This window comes from Paraciimarium castrense LEGE 11436, assembly GCF_056633055.1.
The window spans coordinates 576,815-595,253 of the sequence record NZ_JBSJOW010000001.1 but is presented as its reverse complement, the minus strand read 5'-3'; the positions used below and the strand labels follow the sequence as shown (position 1 = coordinate 595,253).

The following is an 18,439-nucleotide window of genomic DNA, read 5'->3' as shown; positions in this document are numbered from 1 at the left end:
CTTGCACCTCAGGGATTTTTCATTTCAGCCCATGCCGTGCTCATGGCTGACTCTCCTCCTGGCCGCGCTCTTCACTGAAGCGGCCATCCAGGGGGTCGGCGGCGATGCCTTCCACCTCCCGCAGGTAGCGGGCCAGCCCGTCACTGTTGCCGTGGGTCACGTACACCTGCTGGGCCTGGCTGTCGCGCACGCTGCGGATCAGGCCGTCCCAGTCGGCATGGTCGCTCATCACAAAACCCCGCTCATAGCCCCGGCGGCGGCGGGCGCCACGCACCGCCATCCAGCCACTCACGAAGGCCGTCTGGGGCGCCTTGAACCGCTTCATCCAGGCGGAACGGTGGGCGGAGGGCGGTGCGATCACCAGCTGGCCCGCCAGGGCCTCGCCTTTGTCGAGGGCCGTCAGCGGCCTAGTGGGCGGCAGCGCAACCCCGGCCTGGCGGTAGGCCGGCATCAGGGTGTCCACGGCTCCATGCAGCAGCACCTCCTCGCCCATGCCGATGGCGTGGAGCTCCGCCAGCAGCCGCTGGGCCTTGCCGAAGGCATAGGCGAACAGCAGCGAGGGCCGCTCCGGCGCCGCCTGCCACCAGCGGCGGATCTGCTTGGCCACGGCGGCGCCGCCCTGCCAGCGGTAGATCGGCAGCGCGAAGGTGGCCTCGGTGATGAACACATCGGCCGTTACCGGCTCGAACGGGGCGCAGCTGGGGTCGGCGCAGCGCTTGTAGTCGCCACTCACCAGCCAGCTCTCGCCGCTCGCCTCGAGGCGGATCTGGGCTGAGCCCAGCACGTGGCCGGCGCTGTGGAACGACACCCGGGCGTCGCCGATGCGCAGCACCTCGCCGTAGGCCACCGGCAGCAGGTTGATTTTGGCCCCCAGGCGCTGGCGCAGGATCGGTTCGCTGGCGTCGATCGCCCAGTACTCGCCGCAGCCCGGCCGGGCGTGGTCGGCGTGGGCGTGGGTGATCAGGGCGCGGGGCACCGGCCGCCAGGGGTCGATCCAGGCCGCCGCCGCCGGGCAGTAGAGCCCCTGGGGCGTGAGCTGCAGCAGGGTGCCTGGGGGAAGGGCACTGGGGGGCCGGGTGCTGGGAGTCACACCGACTTTCTAGCGAGCCCGACCGGCGTGATGTCTCCGCTGCCAACCTCCGCCAACAGCATCGGAGCCAGCTGTGAGAGGGGATCGACTGCCTGCCTTTGCACGGGCTTGTGCCCATCGTCTGCGGGCGCAGCAGCTACCGGCGCCTGAGCAGCGGCTCAGCCGACCACGGGCCAGCAGCAGGTGGAGGCGATCAGGGCCTGCTCCTCCATCCCCTCGCAGCGGCGGATCTCGGCATGCCGGGCCTCGGCTACCGTGGAACGCCGCTGTCGCGGCAGCCAGGTCCTGGGGCAGGCGCGGGGCCGTGCAATCGTCCCTGCGGCTGGGATCTCCCGAGACGGGCGCCGGCAACGGTCGAGGTGTCTGCAGCGAGGCTTCGATCACGGCCAGCACCGCTCCCAGCAGCAGCTAGGGATTGGCGCTGAGGTCACTCAGCTTGAGCTCCAGGTGGGCTGGTTCCCCTGCCGCTGAGGCGGGAATCAGCCGCAGGGCCGCCTCCCGGTTCTCCACCCCCCACACCTGGAACGGCGCTGCCCAGCGACCGGGCGCCAGGCGTCGGTAGGACACCGCCAGGGCACAGGCCAGCGGCAGCAGGGCCGGCAGTTCCTGCAGCAGGCCCGCCACCAGGGCTTCTCCCTCTGGGGTGAGGCCAGCCACCCCGGGGCCAGGGAGAGCTCGAACTGACCGGCGCCGTGCTCGGGATGAAGCTGGGGCCAGTTGAGAGAGGCCCCATCCAGGGCCTCGGCGACGGCTGCGAGGTAATCGAGGCCTTCCACCAGCCGATCGGCGCCGTAGGGGCCTCCCGGCACGGCAGGTCTCCAGGCGCCGTCAGGGCTGGTGCGCCCCACCATCCATTCGATCTCGAAGCCCACCAGGGCCTCCAGCCCCTGGTGGCTGAGGGTCTGCTGCCGGCGGCGGCAGAAGCTGCGCTGATCGAGGGCGTAGGGCTGCCCATCCAGGCCGCGACGCTCGCCGGCCGCCCAGGCCCTCGCGCAGGGCAAGGGGCAGCACACCGAAGACCTGCACCACAGGCCGCCGGTCCAGAGCCTGCCTACCAACCCGCAGCGGTGGCCGAATCGGGGGCTTCGAGTTCCTGGTCGTCCATGCCCTTCAGCATCAGGCTGGCCGCGGTTCTGGCCTTGTCGGCATGGTCATTGATTTGCTGCCTGGCCTGAACACCGAAGTCACGGAAAATCCGGCGTCGCAACTCCACAGCATCCTCCGAAATCCCAGGGCTGATCGTGGCATTCTGGAGGATCTGGAAGTAGTTGTTGCAGGCTTCGGTGTAGCCGATGATCAGGCGAAAAGCCCCCTTCAGCGACGAAGCTGCCTTGAACTCCTGCTTGCTCAGGGTGGGCAGCGCCTCCTTGATCGCCGTCGACAGACGCACGTATTCCTCCTTGCATTGGATCGGCGCGATCGCGATCGCCAGTCCAGGCCCAAGCTGGTTCACATCGGTGATGTTGGCTCCGTTGCAGGAGGCCAGGAAGAGATCCAGCCCCCGCAGGCTTTCCCGCGCTTCAGTGGCGAGATCAGCCCGCAGAAAGCGCCGTGTCTTGCGGTTTTCCAGGGAGCTGCGCACCACCAGCGTCAACTGGGTGACCACCGCCACGATCAGCACCGGCAGGGCGGATTCGAGCGACTTCAACGGACCCATCGGCGCTGGATCCATCCCAGCATCAGATCAGCCTGGGGTCCAGAGCCTATGGCCTGGCTGGTCAATGGCGATCCCGAGCTCGAGGCCTTGCTGGTCCGGGTCCTCGCCGCCAGCGACGCTGCCCCCTCACCATTTGATGCTGCCAGCCTCACCCGTAGCGTGACCGTTGAGCTGAGCACCGCCGCCATGAGCGCTCCGATCCAGGCCCTAGCCGCCCTCGCGGTCGGCGAGCCCCTGCAGCCGTTCAGCTACACCCCGCCGGAGCTGGGCCCCGAGCAGGTGGAGATCGCCGTTGAGAGCTGCGGCCTCTGCCACAGCGACCTCTCCATGCTCAACAACGACTGGGGCGGCACCAGCTACCCCTTCGTGCCAGGGCATGAGGTGGTGGGACGGGTGGTGGCCCTCGGCGGCCACACCAAGCGGCTGCAGCTGGGCGATCGCGTGGGGCTGGGTTGGTTTTCGAGCAGTTGCGGCTGCTGCTCCCACTGCCTCTCGGGCGACCAGAACCTCTGCCTGACGGCCGAGGGCACGATCGTGGGCCGCCACGGCGGTTTCGCCACCCGGGTGCGGGCCCACTGGAGCTGGCTCACCCCCTTGCCCGCCGCCCTTGACCCGGCCTCGGCCGGCCCCCTGTTCTGCGGCGGCATCACCGTGTTCAACCCGATCGTCCAGTACGGCGTGCTGCCCACCGATCGCGTCGGCGTGATCGGCATCGGCGGCCTCGGCCATCTGGCCCTCAAGTTTCTGCGGGCCTGGGGCTGCGAGGTGGTGGCCTTCACCAGCAGCGAGGCCAAACGCAGCGAAGCCCTGCAGTTCGGGGCCCACAGCACCCTCGACTCCCGCGATGCCGAGGCGCTCGCCCGGGCCGCCGGCAGCTTTGATTTCATCCTCAACACCACCAATGTGAGCCTCGACTGGGGCGCCTACATGGCGGCGCTCAAGCCCCGCGGTCGCCTGCACACTGTGGGCGCGGTGGCTGAGCCGATCGCCCTTGGGGCCTTCTCGCTCATCCAGGGCCAGAAGTCGCTCTCGGGATCCCCGCTTGGCAGTCCCGCCACGGTGGCCACCATGCTCGAGTTCGCGGCCCGCCACGGCATCGCCCCCACGGTCCAGGCCTTCCCGATGTCGCAGGCCAACGACGCCCTCGAGCACCTGCGCTCCGGCCAGGCCCGCTACCGGGTGGTGCTGGTCCAGGACCTGGCCTGAGGGCACCTCCCCAGCTCCAAGCCCCTTCAGGCCCCCTGGCTCCGCTCAGGTGTGCAACAGCATCTTGGAGAGGTTGGGCAGCCCGGCGCCCTGGTGGTAGCGGTCGCGTTTGAGGTCGGTGCAGTGCTCCAGCAGGATCTGCTTCACCCGCTCGGGATAGCCGACGAACTCCGGACGCACCGAGAGGAAGGCGGCCAGCACGCCGGAGATGTGGGGCGCCGCCATGCTCGTGCCCGAGAGGGGGATGTAGAGCTCATCGAGGCTCTGGCCCGGGTCGTGGCTGGCGCTGCGATCGGGATCGCTGCTGCTGCGGCAGGAGAGGATCCGCTCCCCCGGACCCACCAGATCCGGCTTGAGGCGGCCATCGGCGGTGGGGCCGCGGGAGGAGAAGTAGGAGGTGCCGTAGCGGTGGGGCAGGGTGGGATGCACCGAGCCCACGGCGATCGCCTCCTCCAGATTGGCGGGATCGCCGATCGAGAGATCGAAGGAGCGGGTGGAGCTGGCGCCATTCACCACGATGTCGCCGCTGCCCTCGTTGCCCGCCGCCAGCACCACCAGCACCCCCTGGCGCACCAGCCGCAGCAGGGAGGCGCACAGGGGCGAATCACCGCAGCCGAAGCTGGCCGGATCGAAGGCGCCCCCCAGGCTCAGATTCACCCCCTGGATCGCCAGACGGCGGCTGCTCTGGTTCTGGTGCCAGATGTGGTCGATGGCCTTGAGGATCCAGGCGTCGTAGCCGCTGCCGTTGTCGGCCAGCACCTTGTAGGTGACCAGGCGGGCCCTCGGGGCCATGCCCAGCATCTCGATCGGCTCGGCCCCCTCAGCGCCGCCAGTAAGGATCAGGCCCCCGGCGATCACCCCCGCCACGTGGGTGCCGTGGCCGTTGGGGTCATTGCCGCTGGCGGGCTGCACGGCGCCGCGCCCGGTGCAGTCCCAGTCCGCGGCGATGCTGCCCTCCGGGGCGAAGGCCGGGTTGTGGAAATGGGGATGGTGGCGGTCGATGCCCGTGTCGAGCACGGCCCAGGTGATGCCCTGGCCGTGGGCGTTGTAGCCGAGCTGGGCGGTGCGGGCCTGCACCGTGTGGATGGAGTGCCGGATCAGGGCCCGTTTCTTGCTGTTGCTGAACATCCGGTACACCGCCGGGGAGGCGCTGCCGTAGTGCTGGCTCAGGTCGCAGGCCAGGGTCTCCACCTCGGCGCGGTTGAGGTTCACCGCCACGTAGTGCTCCAGCTGGTCTTCCAGAAACACCGTGTCGGCAGTGATCGGACCCTGGAGCACATGGCTGTCGATCCAGGCCAGCACCCTGGCCTTGGTGGCCTGGAGGGACGTGTCCCCCTCCTCTGCCCCAGGGGCCTGCTGGGCGCCGGTCGGGGCGCGGTCGATCAGTTCGATCAGCACCGGCCGCCGCTTCCTGGCGTCGTCATCGAGGGAGTCGGCCAGGTTGCGGGCCACTGTCACGGGGCTCACAGGCTGGAAACGGGAGCGGTCCACCGCGCCCATCACCGTGACCTGGGTGTCGCGGCGGCTCAGGTAACGATCGGCGGCGTGGGCCTTGCTGGGCGGCCATACCCAGCCCTCCACCCGTTCATCCACTACGGCGGGTTTGCCCGCGGCGCTGTATTCATCGGCCAGGGATTGATCCAGGCAGACGATGTCGCCGTCCTGGGCGATGTTCACCCAGCGCTTCACCGCCGCGGGAATCGGCAGCGCCTTGCCGTGCCACTTCTGGAGCACATCCGTCACCTGGGGCAGCCCCAGGGGGGAGCCGATCGTGAGGAACAGGTCCACCTCCAGCCCGGGCCGCTCCTTGGCCAGCTCGATCAGGGCCTGGTAGGTGACCATGCTGCCCTGGCTGTGGCCGATCACCACAAAGGGGCCGCCGCCGGTGACCACCCGTTCCTTCACCGTCTGCACCATGCGGGTGCGCTTGGCCTTGTTGAACAGGAAGTCGTTCACGTCGGCCATGAACAGCTTGGTGAACAGGGCCGTCCCTGCCGTGAGAATCCCCTGCGCTTCCACTGACAACGCAGACGGCCCTCCCTGCGGCAGACCTTGCAGTGCCGATGCCTTGGCAGCCTGCTCCAACTGCCGGGTCATGGCCTTCACAAACGCCTGCGACTCTTCCGGCGAGTCGCTGTGGAGGATCGACTCCGTCAGCAGCTTCTCGTCCTGGGGCTGCAGCAGGGCTTCTTCCTCTCCGATCGAGCGAATCGACACGCCTGCCGCCTGGGGGTAGCGCTCGCGGTCGACCCAGTAGGCCATGCGCGTCCGCTCGCCCTGGTCGGCCCCGAACAGCGCCCGATCCCACTGGGAGCGCAGCTCCCGCTCCGCTGGCATGTTGGAGATGCCGTGGCAGTAGATCACCGTGCGGGCAGCGGCGAGCGCAGCGGCCGTGGCTGCGGTCGCGCGGGCAGCGTTGGAGCGGGGGCTGCGGCTGGAGGGCTTCTTGGCAGTGGCCATGGCAGGGGAGAGGGAGAGTGGATGGCCTCTGCTCCAGCCCTAGCCCGGCCAGCCGGGTGCAGCTCCCCTGCGGCGGCGGGTGTCATCGTTCTTGAGTGATCGCCACAGCGTCTTCTGCCGTTGCCGCCATGGTTGACCTCCACGCCTTTGGGGCCTTGAGCTCGCCGGCCCTGGCGGGGCTGGCGGAGATGGCAGGGTTTGCAATGCCCGGGCTGGTCTTGGCTGCTCTGGTGGTGGGCCTAGCCGGCGCCGTGCTGCTGGTTCCCAGCTGGCTGATCCGCGCGGTGCTCGCCCGGCTCAACCCGCAGGTGCTGTTCTGCGGGCCGGGGCCAGAGCGGCGCCTGGCCCTCAGCATTGATGACGGCCCCAGCGGGCCAGGCTCAATCGCGCTGCTGGAGCTACTGCGGCAGCAGGAGGTGCCGGCCACCTTTTTCGTGATCGGTTCCCATCTGCCCCTGGAGCCCTCCTTCCCTCGCCGGGCCCTGGAGCAGGGCCACAGCCTCGGCAACCACCTCTGGCGCGATGAACGAGCCAGCGCCCTGCCCAGGCCCCTGTTCCTGCAGCAGCTCCAGGCCACCGAGCGGGCGATCGAAGCGGCAGCTGCGCCGCAGCGCCAGTCCTGGCGGTGGTTTCGGCCCGGCCAGGCCTGGTTTCACACCGAGATGCTCGCCTGGCTGGCGCCGCTGGGCTACCGGCTGGTGCTCGGCTCGATCTTCCCCTGGGACACCCTGCGGCCACCCCTCTGGTTCGTTCGCCGGTTCGTGGCGATCAACGCCCACCCCGGCGGCATCCTGGTGCTGCACGACACGCCGGCCCTGAGCGGCCGCACCCTGCAGATCCTGCGCCTGATCATCCCCGACCTGCGGCGCCGCGGTTACCGCTTCGTGCCCTTGGCGGAGCTGGGGTGAGCCGGCGCCGCAGGCGTCAGCGCGTCAGCGCCGCAGGCTCAGATTCGGGATGCTCTTTGCAGGGCATCCAGAGCGAGCCCATGGCATGGACGCCTTCGCAGCCGAGCTCCTTGGCCTTCTGTTCGGCAGTGTCCCGGTCGGGGTAGGCGTAGAGGTTCTCCTGGCTGGAGTGGTGGTGGTGACCCTGCCCCTGGGGGCCCCCCAGGCGGTAGGGGCCCATGCCTTCCACCCCTGCCCACCACACGCCCATCACGTTGACACCGGCGATCACGATGCCCATCCCCACCACGGAGGCATTGATCACACCCATCGCCACGGCGCCGATGCTCAGCACTCCCATCGGCACCACGCCAATGCTGACCACGCCCATGGGCACGATGCCGATCGAGATGATCCCCAACGGGGCGATGCCGATGGCCACAATCTTCGGCTTGCCTCCGCAGGTGGGCTGGGAGGTGGCGGCAGGGGATTCCACAACGGGTGGAGTTGGCATCAAGGCATCGCCGGTGTGGCGTGGTGGTGGGAGGGCTTGGCGTTCTGGCCGGAGGCTCCGGCGTGGCTGGCGCAGGGCATCCACTGGTTGCCCATGCGGTGGGCCCCCTCACAGTTGAACTGTCTGGCGGCAGCTTCTGCCTCAGCCCTGCTGTTGAAGAGTGCCCTCTGGGCGGCCTGGCCCTGGGCTTGAGCAAGGGCCTGAAGGCCTGGAACTGCCGCTGCGCTGGCTGCAGTGGCGGCGGCGGCCCAGGTAAGGAGCCATGGCTGGCGCGGCATGGGGGAGCAAACCGGAGCTGGAATCCTGGCAGAGCGACTGGGGGTGCCAAGGGGGACCGGCCGTTCAAGCCTTGCAGCAGCCATCCGCTTCACTTGCTAGCCAGGGATGGCTGGTGCACCATCGGTGTTGATCCGATGCAGGGAGGCCTCAGCTGTGCGACGGCGATCTGCATCCATCACTCCTCTGGAGCCCTTATGGACTTTCCATGAACTGGAATCTCACTTTGTTCAGCACCATGAACAGCGATCATTGACACTTGGATCAAAATCTCTGGGGGGTATGAAGTTCTCACCCCTGCTCGAAAAATGGAGCCAGCCTGATTAATACCCCGCTTATTCGTGAGACATCACCTCAACGAAGCTCTTGCCCTTAATCTTCGGGGAGGCCTTGGGGGGATCCTTTGGGCGCTTTCCCTCTGCCCCGCGCGGCTCGCTGCTCTTCTGCTCCCCGCCCCTCCCATGGCGCTCGACAACTTCCGCGACGAACTTGCGGCCACCGCGGCTTCCCTGGCCCGGGCAGGCAGCGGCCTGCTGGCGGCCGATGAATCCACCGGAACGATCGGCAAGCGCTTTGCTGCCATCGGCGTGGAGAACAACGAAGCCCACCGCTGTGCCTACCGCAGCCTGCTGGCCAGCAGCGCGGGCCTGGCGGAGGCGATCAGCGGCGTGATCCTCTACGAGGAAACCCTGTTTCAGCGCAGCGTGGATGCTGCCGGCCAGCCGGGCCCCCCGATCGTGGAGCTGTTCCGGGCCCAGGGAATCCTGCCGGGCATCAAGCTGGATCAGGGCGTGGAGCCCCTGCCCGGTGGCCTGCCGGGCGAGAACTGGTGCACCGGGCTCAAGGGGCTGCTGGAGCGGGCGGAGCGCGCCTACGCCCAAGGCGCCCGTTTTGCCAAGTGGCGGGCCGTGCTCACCATCTCCAGCGCCGGCGCCCCCTCGGAGCTGGCCGTGCGCGAGAACGCCTGGGGGCTGGCCCGCTACGCCCGCACCGTCCAGGAGGCGGGGCTGGTGCCGATCGTGGAGCCCGAGATCCTGATGGATGGCAACCACGACATCGAGACCACGGCCGCCGTGCAGGAGTGGGTGCTGCGCAGCGTCTATGCAGCCCTCGGACTCCACGGGGTGTTTCTGGAGGGCACGGTGCTCAAACCATCCCTCACCCTGCCCGGGCGGGCCTGCCCCCAGGCGCCATCGCCCGAGCAGGCCGCCGCCTTCACCCTGCGCACCCTGGAGCGCACCGTGCCCTCCGCCGTGCCCGCGGTGCTGTTCCTCTCTGGTGGCCTCAGCGAGGAGGAGGCGAGCCTCTACCTCAATGCGATCAACCGGGCGGCCGCCGCCGCCCCCTGGCATCTGGGCTTTTCCTATGGCCGGGCTCTGCAGCACTCCTGCCTGAAGCAATGGGCCGGCCACGACCGAGCCGCCGGGCAGGCGGCCTTGCTGGCCCGGGCCCGTGCCAACGGCCAGGCGGCCCGGGGGACCTACGTGCCCGGTTCCGAGCCCTCCGACGACGCGCCGTTGTTTGAGGCCAACTACAGCTATTGAGGGCCTGCGGGGCCACCCTGGTCCACGATCCATCACTCCATGGCCCGCCGTTGATCTCGGCCCTTGTGCCGCCCCTAGCCTCTGGTGCTCCGCCCAGGGTCCGTGCCTCCCCGCAGCAGCCAGCCGGTTCCTGAGGATTTTCTGGACCTGGTGGAGGCTGAACTGCTGCCGCGGCTCCTGATCCGCAGCCCCCACCCCCATGACCCGGTGGTGGTGGAGCAGCTGCCCGCGCCCTGGCACAGCCTCGGTAGCGGTAACTACGCCGTGGTGGTGCACCATCCCTGCCACAGCGAGCTGGTGGTGAAGGTGTATGCCCCGGGGCGCCCTGGTCTGACCCGAGAAGCCGAGGTGTATCGCCGCATCGGCAAGCATCCAGCCTTCTCCGTCTGCCACCACGTGGGCCAGGGCTATCTGGTGCTGCAGCGCCTGCAGGGCACCACGCTCTACGACTGCGTGCGTGAGGGAGTGCCCATACCGCTGCAAGTGGTGCGAGACATCGACGCCGCCATCGCCTACGCCGAGAGCCGCGGCCTGCAAGGCCACGATGTGCACGGCCGCAATGTGCTGCTGCACCGCGGCCGGGGGCGGATCGTCGACATTTCCGACTTCCTCAATCCCGACCGCTGCGATGCCTGGCGCGACCTGCGCCGGGCTTACCACCTGCTCTATCGCCCCGTGATCGCCCCGCTGAAGCTGAAGGTTCCCACGCCCTTGCTCGAGCGGCTGAGGCGCGGCTACCGCCTCTACCGGCAACTGCGATCTCGGGCCTGATCAGCGGCTCATGGCCAGCATCTTTTCAATGGGCGCCAGGGCTCGCTGGCGCAGCTGCTCCTCCAGCTCGATCGCCGGGGCCATGCTGTGCAGGCACTGCCACAGCTTCTCAATGGTGTTCAGGCGCATGTAGGGGCAGGCGTTGCAGCTGCAGCCATCGGCGCCCGGCACCTCAAAGAACGCCTTGGCCGGCACCCGCTGGCGCATCTGGTGCAGGATGCCGGGCTCGGTGAGCACGATGAATTCCGGCGCCTCGCTGGCCGCCGCCCGCTCCAGCAGTCGGCTGGTGGAGCCGATGAAGTCGGCCAGATCCAGCAGGTGCTGCTGGCATTCGGGGTGGGCCAGCACCTCGGCTTCGGGGTGCTCCAGCTGCAGTTGCAGCAGGGCCTGCTCGCTGAAGGTTTCATGCACCATGCAGCTGCCCGGCCAGAGGGTGAGCTCGCGGCCGCTCTGGTTCTGCACCCAGCGGCCCAGGTTCTGATCCGGGGCGAACAGGATCGGCCGGTCGGCGGGCAGTTGGCGCACCAGGTCCACCGCGTTGCTGCTGGTGCAGATCAGGTCGCTCTGGGCCTTCACCGCCGCCGAGCAGTTGATGTAGCTCACCACCAGGTGCTCGGGGTGCTGGGCCCTGAAGGCGGCGAAGCGATCGGCCGGGCAGGCATCGGCCAGGGAGCAGCCCGCCTCCAGATCCGGCAGCAGCACCGTCTTGGTGGGATTGAGGATCTTGGCCGTCTCGGCCATGAAGTGCACGCCGCAGAACACGATCACATCGGCGTCGGTGGCGGCGGCCTTGCGGGCCAGCTCCAGGGAGTCGCCGATGAAGTCGGCGATGTCCTGCACGGCCTCCTCCTGGTAGTAGTGGGCCAGGATCACGGCATTGCGCTGGCGGCGCAGGGCCTCGATCGCCGCCGGCAGTTCGTTGGGCGCAGGGGCACAGGGCGCCGCAGCGGCGGGGGCTGGCGAAAGCCGGTCTGAGTTGTGGACGGCCGTGAACACCAACCGGGCTCCCCTGAAGCTGGGCCTAACAGCCTAGGGAATGATGCCGGCCAGGTCTGTGGTGGTTCGGGGTGGGAGACCCGCCCAACCCAACCGATTCAGTGGGGGGGCCTGGGCAGTGGGGCATCAATCAGAACCTTCAACATGGGCACCACTGGGGGGCCCGAAGGCACGGTTGCTGATCGACTTCTTCACAGCCTTGTCCTGGCTTTTTAGAGCCCCGAATGGTAGCCAGGGTGAGGCTCCCGGCCAGATCGATGAGTGAGCGAGAGCTCTGATTGTTTTCGCAAGACTTGCAACCCATTCACCAGCATCGATAAGAAGATCTCAAGCTCAAAGTCTGATCATCACCCACTCAGTATCAGCCAATTCTGGTGATAGGGGAGGTTTCGAAATTCTTGCTGAAATCAACGGAATCATTCGGCTGCATCGCCGTGATTTCATTCGTCTGAGTTGACGGGTCGCCATTGATCAGACAACGCAATGGAGACACATCTACTGCCTGGGCGGGTCCCAAGGCTTTAAATCTGCCCCTTGAATGTCATTTCGATTAAACTTCTCTAAACTTCAGCAGCGCTGAGCCACGCCACACTCTCAAGTCTCTTGAATTCCTCGACCACTCCAGTCGTCCCGACATGACTCGAGCGCTTTGAAGTTTGCTCAGGGCTTCGTGGGGAGAGATAAGCCCGTCTTCTGCTGCCGGTCATGCAAGATTCCCCGTTCAACAAAGATCTCAGCAGTCAATAGGAGACTTTCGCTCAGGACAGGCCCGAGTGATTTGGCCTGATCGGGGTGTTGAAATGGTGATTGGTTTCTGGTATCGACACCAAGTTGCGTTCAGATAATCTCTTGCTACGGCTGCAAGTCGTTGGCCATCGACACCCGGCCTCAGCTTGGTCTCCTTGTCTTCAGGCTGCAAGGGGCTTCGGAAGGGGACAACTGCCTTCGGGCGTTCAGAGTTCCGCGCACAGCGTTCGGAACCTGGCTCGACAAGCCAGCAAGTTCAAGCAGAAGCTTGGCGAAGGGGCTGCGAACCTGGCCCATGCTTTCAGCCTCGGGCAGGGATGAGTGCTCACCACGACGGCAGAATGCCATTCCCCGGCGAGTGTGAACTTTGCATTTCCTGCAATCAACCGAAGAGAGTTGCTGAGCTCATCACCGCCCCGGACTCCTTCTACGCCGTGACATCGTCGTTCAGCTTCCAGGGGCATCCTGCTGATCGTCCCCCAGGCTGGGGAGGATTACCCAGCGCCGGTCAGCTGCGCAGCCGGTCAGCTTCGACCCAGTTCGTCACCACTGGCGCATCTCTCGGCCCCGACACGATTCCGGACAGGTCAGAACCTGGGGTGAATGATCAGGGTGCCTGGCTTCTCGGCAGAGCCAGCCTTTCGTTCATCCAGGGCCAGATCCTCCCGCTTGGCTTCCAGGCAGAGCATCGCCGCGCAGGCCGCCACCCCTGAGTTCCTGCTGAGGCACTCCGATCCGGCGATCATTGAGACCTCGTTTGCTGGCTCTTGCTGGCCTTGCGCCCCGGGCAGGCAGAAGAAGTGGGCGCTGCAGCAGGGCCTCAGCCGGGTTCTCATGGTCGCAGGCCCATAGGCTCCCCGGCCGGTTTCGACTTGCCGGGCCTGGCTGCGGGGCTCGCGTCCTCTGTAGCGGGGCTGGGGCTGAGCCGGAGCTTGCCCCCAACCAGCCTCAGCTGAGTCGGAGGCTGGAAGCTCAGTGACCGGACTTGCCTTGCTGATGCGATTGGCCCTCAGGTGATCACTTGGCCCCTTTCTTTGCTATAGTCAAGCGCTCGATCTACGTCGACCCGGGTCTAACAACTGATGAAAGCCTGAGGGTTCAGGGCTATTCTTCAGAAGAAATTCAGCCAACCCTCATGTAAAACTTTGATCAACCGATGATCAGCTTAAGTAGCAGACCTTGCCTGATGGCGCAGCCCGCCGTTACCACCCTGCGCCAGCCGGAGGCTGAGGCGCTGGACATTCCGTTCCGGCGCCGGTTCGCGCTTTTTGAGGAAGTCAGCCAGAGCGCAGACCTTCTGGGAGCTGTTTTGCCACTTCGCGACCTCCGTGCCGCTGATCCTGACGCGGCTTGGTGTCACTACGGCGTCAACAGCTGGATTGGAAGTATCGCCGTGACCGCTGGAATCCTTCCCCCGGCACGGATGATCACGGCTGATCAGGATCGGCTCACCGTGTTCTTGGGCTATGGAGGCGATCAGCAGATCCGCCAGGCTTCATGCCGATTGTCGATTTCGGCGGGGGGCTGTCTGATGCTGCCAGGCGAGGCCTTCGCCTCGGAGAGCACACTGCTGAGCCTGGTTTCCTTCCAGCTGGAACCGGAGCGGCTGCTGCAAACGGCCACGGCCATGGCGGGTCTGCTGGAGTGCCCTGACACGTGGAGGGCTCTGCTCCAGCGCCCCCATGCCTGGACGCCGTCCTCGCAGGATGAAGGGTCTCCCCTGCAGGACCTGTTGCGCCAGGAATTGGTGCAGGCTGACCAACTGGCCGCCTACGGCCACGGGCTGTCGGCCAGACTGCAGGTGGACGATCGGATCTACCGGTTGATGGCGGCGATGCTGCTGCCAGAGGTTCGGGAGCAGGGACCCCTCGACCGGTTGACCCAGAAGCATCGCAAGGGCCGCGACAGCTTTGACGAGCTGGTTGATTTCATCCGCAGGAACCTCGCTGAGCCCCTCAACCTCACGAAGCTTGAACAGCACAGCCACTACTCACGTCGCGCGCTGCAATACGCCTTTCGGGAGCGGCTCGGCTGCACCGCCACCCAGTGGATCCGCAGCCAGCGCCTCGACCTGGCCCGCCAGTACCTGCAGCACCCCTCGCCCGAGGACACGATCACCAGCATTGCTGCCCGTTGCGGCTACCGCTCCCTGAGTCTGTTCAGTGTTGAGTTTCAGCAGCGCTTCCATGTCAAACCCTCCCATCTGTTGCGGGAGTCCCGCACAGCTCTTTCGCTGGAGGCCTGTTGAGCCAGGAGCGTGCCGCCAGGCAGGCCTGGCGTGCGGATGTGTGTGCTGTGGGCCCCGCTGAAAACCAAGCGGCACCCCTACTGGCCAGGATGGACCGGCCTAGGTAGTGGTGGATGCCTGTTCTGCGTCTGGCCGTGGTGGGAGATCCCCATGGCGCCTGGGATCAAAGCGATCACCAGCTCCTGGAGTTGTTACGCCCTGATGCCGTGTTGGTGGTGGGCGATCTCAGTGATGGCTGCCCCGAGATCCCCGCTCGCCTGAACCGGCTGCCCTTGCCCCTGGCCTGCGTGCTCGGCAACCACGACGCCGGGAGGGATGGCTCGGGCCGCACCCTGCTGCGTCAGATCGCCTGCCTCGGGGAGCTTCACTGCGGCTGGGGCCTGCGCCAGCTGGAGCCGCCGGGGATCGCCGTGGTGGGAGCGCGCCCTGGCACCGCTGGCGGTGGCTTTCACCTCTCTCGTGCCGTGCTGGCGGCCTTCGGGCCGTTGACACTGCAGGAATCCGCCGACCGGATCACCGCCGCCGCCCTCGCCGCCGACCCCGCCCTGCCCCTGGTGCTGCTGGCCCACTGCGGCCCGGCGGGTCTGGGCAGTGGCGTCGACGATCCCTGCGGCCGCGACTGGAAAAAGCCCGCCTGCGACTGGGGCGACCAGGACCTCACCCTGGCGATCCGCCAGATCCGGGCCCACCGTTCTGTGCCCCTGGTGGTGTTCGGCCACATGCACCACGCCCTGCGCCGGGGCCAGGGCCATCGGCGCAGCCTGGCGGTGGACCGCGAGGGCACCATCTATCTCAATGCCGCCTTTGTGGCGCGCCATGGCCATGACCTGGCCGGTCGCGCCCTGCGCCACTTCTCCTGGGTGGAACTCGAGCCCCTGGGCGGCGGCGGCGCGCTGGTGCGCCGGGCCAGCCACCACTGGTACGGGCTCGATGGTTGCCTCCACTACGAAGAGGTGCTGCACCAGGCGGCTCCGGCGACCGCCGTGCCGTGCTGATCTGCGCCTGCATCAGCGCCCACGGTTTCGGTCATGGCTCCCGCACCGCGGCGGTGCTGGCGGCGCTGCAGAGCCTCAGGCCCCACTGGCGGCTGGTGCTCTCCACCGCCCTGCCGCCCTCCTTCCTGGCCACGGCCTTTGCGCCGCTGGCCGTGGAGCACCGCCCCTGCCGCTGGGATGTGGGGGTGTTGCAGGCCGATGCGCTCGGCTCCGATCCGGCGGCCACCCTGGTGGCCCTCGAGCAGCTGGAAGGCCAGCTGCCCGAACAGCTGGAGCGGGAGGCGGCCTGGCTGCGGGCCCAGGGTGAGCCCGTGCTGGTGCTCGGCGACGTTCCCCCGGCAGCGGCCCTGCTGGCCTCAGCGGTGGGAGCTCCCCTGATCTGGCTGGCCAGCTTCGGCTGGGATGTGATCTACCGGCCCTTCGGTGGCCCCTTTGAGGCCTGGGCCGAGCACTGTCTGGCCCTCTACCGCCGCGGCGATCTGCTGCTGGAGTGCCCCCTGGCCATGCCGATGCCCTGGGACATCCCCCTGCACCGCATCGGGCTGACGGCCGGTGAGCCGCGCCTGGCCATCGAGGGCCTGGTGCAGCAGCTGCAGCTGCCGGCCGAGCGCTGCGCCCTGCTCACCTTCGGCGGGATGGGCCTGCGGCTCGATCCCGCCCTGCTGGGCCTCTGGCCCCAGTGGACCTTCCTTGGCCACGACCCGGCCCTGGGGGAGGCGGACAACGGCCGGGTGTTGCCGGCTGAGGTGCGGCCCCTCGAGATGATGCGCCACTGCTCGCGCCTGATCACCAAGCCGGGCTACAGCAGCTTCTGCGAGGCCATGAGTCAGAACGTGGGCATCCACCTGGTGCACCGCGACGGTTTCGCCGAGGCGCCGGTGCTGGAGCAGGCTCTGCAGCGCCACGGCCGGCACCGCCTGCTCAGCCGCGACGACCTGCTGGAGGGCCGATGGCAACTCGATCAACCGCTGTTGCCCCCCTCCGGTGCCCCCCTGCCCCGGGATGGTGCCGCCAGTGCCGCGGTGGCCATCGCCGATCTGGCTGCGCAGCGCGGCCTGGGCTGATCAGCAGATCCGATCGTTGGCGCCGCCATGATCGGCACTGCTGTTAGTCAGAAGCAAGCAAATTGGCTCCCTCACAGTGTTTTGAACTGTTTTGTGTCGTCGATGACACGAGTGGACGCTTGTGCGATTGGCACTGATAACAACAGTTTTGGGCCGAAGATCGCCAAATTGCTGCGCGTAATGTTGTTTTCGCATTTGGTTTTGTCCTTCGCCAAAACAACGAACGCTCTGCTGGTCGCATCGTTCTCCCTTCTTGCCGCTCCCGCGGCCCTGTTCGAGGCTCGGCCCGCCCAGGCGGCGGCCACAACCCTGGGCACGGTGCTGAGAACCGGCAACAGCACCATGGTGATTCCTGCCCCGCTGCAGCGCCAGCCGCAGCAAGGCCAGGCCCAGCCGCAGCCCCAGCCCCAGCCCGCCCGGGTGCTGCCCCACTCCCTGGCCCTGTCGGTGCCGCTGCCGCCCCCCACCGCCCGGGTGTACGCCCTCACCCCTGAGCGCCGTGCCCTGCTCAACACGATTCGCTTCGCCGAGGGCACCTGGGCCGGCGGTCATGACAAGGGCTACCGGATCATGTTCGGCGGCAGCCTGATGGGCTCGCTGGACCGCCACCCCAACCAGGTCAACCGCACGGCCCGCTACGCCAGCGCCGCTGCCGGGGCCTACCAGTTCATGCCGCCCACCTGGGCCATGGCCTCCCGCGCCATCGGTTTCCGGCTGCACGGTCCCGACGCCTTTGGCCCTGCGGTGCAGGACCAGGCCGCCATCTATCTGATTCAGCGCCGTGGCGTGCTGCACCTGGCCGACCAGGGCCAGTTCACCCCCTACCTCGCCCATCGCCTGGCGCCGGAGTGGGCTTCGTTCCCCACCCTGGCGGGCCACAGCTTCTATGGCCAGCCGGTGAAGCGCTTCCAGGAACTGCGCCGCTTCTACGAGCAGAACCTCGCCGATCTGAGGGTGCAGTACGCGCTCAACAACACCGTGGCGGTCGTTCCCCAGGCCCCACCCAAGCCCCCTTGCCTGCCGCAGGATTCCCTGCGCTGCCAGCTGGAGGCCCTCGACGAGATCGGCCCCCGCAGCACCGGGGTCTGATGGTGTGTGGTCGCGCCGTCTGATCAGGTCTCGTCGGGCTTGATGCGGCTGCGGCCCACGGTGTTCTGGGCGATCAGATAGGCCGCCGCAATGGCGCCGGTGAAGCCCATGGCGTTGCGCAACAGGGGCAGCAGGTCGTCGGTGCGGGTCACGATCGGGGCCACCCCGAAGATGCCGAACAGGATCACCCACAGGGGTGAGAGCAACAGCACCCAGGCCCACTCCACCCGGCGCCCTTCATGGCGCGGGTAGGCGGCAAAGCCCACGATCAGGCCCCCCACGATCGAGGTGGCCAGGGTGAGCACCCACTGCTCGTTGGGCAGGCCCGGTACCACCTGGCAGCCGCCACGCTCCAGGCAGGTCTCCACGGCGGCGAGGGCATCGACGATGGCACCGTCCTCGCCGTGGTCGCGCACGTAGTACTGGTTGCCGAAGCGGGTCTGCAGCTCCACCCAGTAGGTGCGCGGCATCAGGGCGAACAGGGCATCGCCCACGTTGAAGTTGAGCAGGTTGCCGCCGCGGGGGTCGGCCACCAGCAGCAGGCTGCGCTCATCGAGGTTCCAGAAGTCGCGCACCGCCAGGCCCGGCGTGCGCTCGTACTGGGTGAGCACCCGTAGCTTCCAGCCGCTGTCGGCCTCGAAGCGGCTCAGGTGCTCCTCCAGCTCGGCCCGCTGGCCATCGGTGAGGGCCCGGGCCAGGTCGATCACCGGGGTGGGGTGGTCGGGCAGCAGCTCGGGGTTGTCGTAGGCAAGGGCCGGCGCCACCCCCACGCCCACCACAGCGCCCACCAAGGTGCCCAGCAGCAGCACCAGCGCCGCCAGGGTCGCGGCGGCCCGTGTTGCCAGAACCCTGCCCATGCGCCTGTCTCCGAGAAGATGCATTCTCCCCGAGCCCA

General features: G+C 67.8%; 17 protein-coding genes. 8 read left to right on the top strand and 9 right to left on the bottom strand.

Going from position 1 to position 18,439, the window contains the following annotated elements; translation table 11 throughout:
• Positions 1-40: 40 nt before the first annotated feature.
• The 3 genes from ACWJIO_RS03210 to ACWJIO_RS03200 form a co-directional block, all read right to left on the bottom strand.
• Entirely contained in the window at positions 41-1,045 is a 1,005-nt protein-coding gene (locus ACWJIO_RS03210; protein WP_480311525.1) for a ligase-associated DNA damage response exonuclease, read from the bottom strand.
• Between the two features lie 453 nt (positions 1,046-1,498).
• Complete coding sequence (locus ACWJIO_RS03205) at positions 1,499-1,747, bottom strand: hypothetical protein (protein ID WP_480311335.1); 249 nt, start codon at positions 1,745-1,747, stop codon at positions 1,499-1,501.
• Positions 1,748-2,141: 394 nt separating this feature from the next.
• The gene (locus ACWJIO_RS03200) at positions 2,142-2,762 is read right to left on the bottom strand and encodes a hypothetical protein (protein WP_480311334.1); all 621 of its coding nucleotides are present in this window, start codon (positions 2,760-2,762) and stop codon (positions 2,142-2,144) included.
• 171 nt (positions 2,763-2,933) lie between these two features.
• On the opposite strand from ACWJIO_RS03200, the gene ahr reads away from it, so the two are divergent.
• Positions 2,934-3,953: an NADPH-dependent aldehyde reductase Ahr gene (ahr, locus tag ACWJIO_RS03195; protein WP_480311524.1), complete on the top strand. Its 1,020-nt coding sequence runs from the start codon at positions 2,934-2,936 to the stop codon at positions 3,951-3,953.
• A 45-nt stretch (positions 3,954-3,998) separates the two neighbouring features.
• On the opposite strand, the gene ACWJIO_RS03190 is transcribed toward ahr, so the two are convergent.
• Complete coding sequence (locus ACWJIO_RS03190; RefSeq protein ID WP_480311333.1) at positions 3,999-6,413, bottom strand: S8 family peptidase; 2,415 nt, start codon at positions 6,411-6,413, stop codon at positions 3,999-4,001.
• A gap of 128 nt (positions 6,414-6,541) precedes the next feature.
• Between ACWJIO_RS03190 and ACWJIO_RS03185 the strand changes: the two genes are divergently transcribed.
• Positions 6,542-7,321: a chitin deacetylase family protein gene (locus ACWJIO_RS03185; RefSeq protein WP_480311332.1), complete on the top strand. Its 780-nt coding sequence runs from the start codon at positions 6,542-6,544 to the stop codon at positions 7,319-7,321.
• Between the two features lie 16 nt (positions 7,322-7,337).
• Here ACWJIO_RS03185 and ACWJIO_RS03180 read toward each other — a convergent pair whose 3' ends face one another.
• Complete coding sequence (locus ACWJIO_RS03180; RefSeq protein WP_480311331.1) at positions 7,338-7,814, bottom strand: hypothetical protein; 477 nt, start codon at positions 7,812-7,814, stop codon at positions 7,338-7,340.
• Positions 7,814-8,092 carry a hypothetical protein gene (locus tag ACWJIO_RS03175; protein ID WP_480311330.1) on the bottom strand — a complete coding sequence of 93 codons (279 nt, stop codon included), beginning with the start codon at positions 8,090-8,092 and terminating at the stop codon, positions 7,814-7,816. Before ACWJIO_RS03175 ends, ACWJIO_RS03180 begins: the two co-directional genes overlap by 1 nt.
• Positions 8,093-8,551: 459 nt before the next feature.
• Here ACWJIO_RS03175 and ACWJIO_RS03170 point away from each other — a divergent pair, with 459 nt between their 5' ends.
• Together ACWJIO_RS03170 and ACWJIO_RS03165 are read left to right on the top strand one after the other, a co-directional pair.
• Positions 8,552-9,634 (top strand): class I fructose-bisphosphate aldolase, encoded by a 1,083-nt coding sequence (locus tag ACWJIO_RS03170; protein ID WP_480311329.1) that lies wholly within the window; start codon positions 8,552-8,554, stop codon positions 9,632-9,634.
• A 102-nt stretch (positions 9,635-9,736) separates the two neighbouring features.
• A complete protein-coding gene (locus tag ACWJIO_RS03165; RefSeq protein WP_480311328.1) occupies positions 9,737-10,405 on the top strand; it encodes a hypothetical protein in 669 nt (222 codons plus the stop codon).
• Here ACWJIO_RS03165 and nadA read toward each other — a convergent pair whose 3' ends face one another.
• Positions 10,406-11,320 (bottom strand): quinolinate synthase NadA, encoded by a 915-nt coding sequence (gene nadA / locus ACWJIO_RS03160; RefSeq protein WP_480311523.1) that lies wholly within the window; start codon positions 11,318-11,320, stop codon positions 10,406-10,408. It lies immediately after the preceding gene.
• Between the two features lie 2,014 nt (positions 11,321-13,334).
• Between nadA and ACWJIO_RS03155 the strand changes: the two genes are divergently transcribed.
• The 3 genes from ACWJIO_RS03155 to ACWJIO_RS03145 all read left to right on the top strand — a co-directional run bounded on the left by ACWJIO_RS03155 (position 13,335) and on the right by ACWJIO_RS03145 (position 16,455).
• Positions 13,335-14,396 (top strand): AraC family transcriptional regulator, encoded by a 1,062-nt coding sequence (locus ACWJIO_RS03155; protein ID WP_480311327.1) that lies wholly within the window; start codon positions 13,335-13,337, stop codon positions 14,394-14,396.
• 113 nt (positions 14,397-14,509) lie between these two features.
• Entirely contained in the window at positions 14,510-15,391 is an 882-nt protein-coding gene (locus ACWJIO_RS03150) for a TIGR04168 family protein (RefSeq protein WP_480311326.1), read from the top strand.
• Positions 15,385-16,455 (top strand): hypothetical protein, encoded by a 1,071-nt coding sequence (locus ACWJIO_RS03145; protein ID WP_480311325.1) that lies wholly within the window; start codon positions 15,385-15,387, stop codon positions 16,453-16,455. The genes ACWJIO_RS03150 and ACWJIO_RS03145 overlap by 7 nt, the downstream gene beginning before the upstream one ends.
• 71 nt (positions 16,456-16,526) lie before the next feature.
• Here ACWJIO_RS03145 and ACWJIO_RS03140 read toward each other — a convergent pair whose 3' ends face one another.
• Positions 16,527-16,799 (bottom strand): hypothetical protein, encoded by a 273-nt coding sequence (locus ACWJIO_RS03140; RefSeq protein WP_480311324.1) that lies wholly within the window; start codon positions 16,797-16,799, stop codon positions 16,527-16,529.
• On the opposite strand from ACWJIO_RS03140, the gene ACWJIO_RS03135 reads away from it, so the two are divergent.
• A complete protein-coding gene (locus ACWJIO_RS03135; RefSeq protein ID WP_480311323.1) occupies positions 16,798-17,544 on the top strand; it encodes a glycoside hydrolase family 104 protein in 747 nt (248 codons plus the stop codon). The two genes, ACWJIO_RS03140 and ACWJIO_RS03135, sit on opposite strands and share 2 nt — an antisense overlap.
• A gap of 23 nt (positions 17,545-17,567) precedes the next feature.
• Here the strand turns inward: ACWJIO_RS03135 and ACWJIO_RS03130 are convergent, their stop codons facing one another.
• Entirely contained in the window at positions 17,568-18,401 is an 834-nt protein-coding gene (locus tag ACWJIO_RS03130) for a TPM domain-containing protein (RefSeq protein WP_480311321.1), read from the bottom strand.
• Positions 18,402-18,439: the final 38 nt, after the last annotated feature.

What these genes read in the sequence shown, in the direction of transcription:
- ACWJIO_RS03200 (WP_480311334.1), bottom strand. Translation starts at nt 2,762, where the DNA reads ATGGATCCAGCGCCGATGGGTCCGTTGAAGTCGCTCGAATCCGCCCTG.
- ahr (WP_480311524.1), top strand. Translation starts at nt 2,934, where the DNA reads ATGAGCGCTCCGATCCAGGCCCTAGCCGCCCTCGCGGTCGGCGAGCCC.
- ACWJIO_RS03190 (WP_480311333.1), bottom strand. Translation starts at nt 6,413, where the DNA reads ATGGCCACTGCCAAGAAGCCCTCCAGCCGCAGCCCCCGCTCCAACGCT.
- ACWJIO_RS03185 (WP_480311332.1), top strand. Translation starts at nt 6,542, where the DNA reads ATGGTTGACCTCCACGCCTTTGGGGCCTTGAGCTCGCCGGCCCTGGCG.
- ACWJIO_RS03180 (WP_480311331.1), bottom strand. Translation starts at nt 7,814, where the DNA reads ATGCCAACTCCACCCGTTGTGGAATCCCCTGCCGCCACCTCCCAGCCC.
- ACWJIO_RS03175 (WP_480311330.1), bottom strand. Translation starts at nt 8,092, where the DNA reads ATGCCGCGCCAGCCATGGCTCCTTACCTGGGCCGCCGCCGCCACTGCA.
- ACWJIO_RS03170 (WP_480311329.1), top strand. Translation starts at nt 8,552, where the DNA reads ATGGCGCTCGACAACTTCCGCGACGAACTTGCGGCCACCGCGGCTTCC.
- ACWJIO_RS03155 (WP_480311327.1), top strand. Translation starts at nt 13,335, where the DNA reads ATGGCGCAGCCCGCCGTTACCACCCTGCGCCAGCCGGAGGCTGAGGCG.
- ACWJIO_RS03150 (WP_480311326.1), top strand. Translation starts at nt 14,510, where the DNA reads ATGCCTGTTCTGCGTCTGGCCGTGGTGGGAGATCCCCATGGCGCCTGG.
- ACWJIO_RS03135 (WP_480311323.1), top strand. Translation starts at nt 16,798, where the DNA reads ATGGTGATTCCTGCCCCGCTGCAGCGCCAGCCGCAGCAAGGCCAGGCC.
- ACWJIO_RS03140 (WP_480311324.1), bottom strand. Translation starts at nt 16,799, where the DNA reads ATGGTGCTGTTGCCGGTTCTCAGCACCGTGCCCAGGGTTGTGGCCGCC.
- ACWJIO_RS03130 (WP_480311321.1), bottom strand. Translation starts at nt 18,401, where the DNA reads ATGGGCAGGGTTCTGGCAACACGGGCCGCCGCGACCCTGGCGGCGCTG.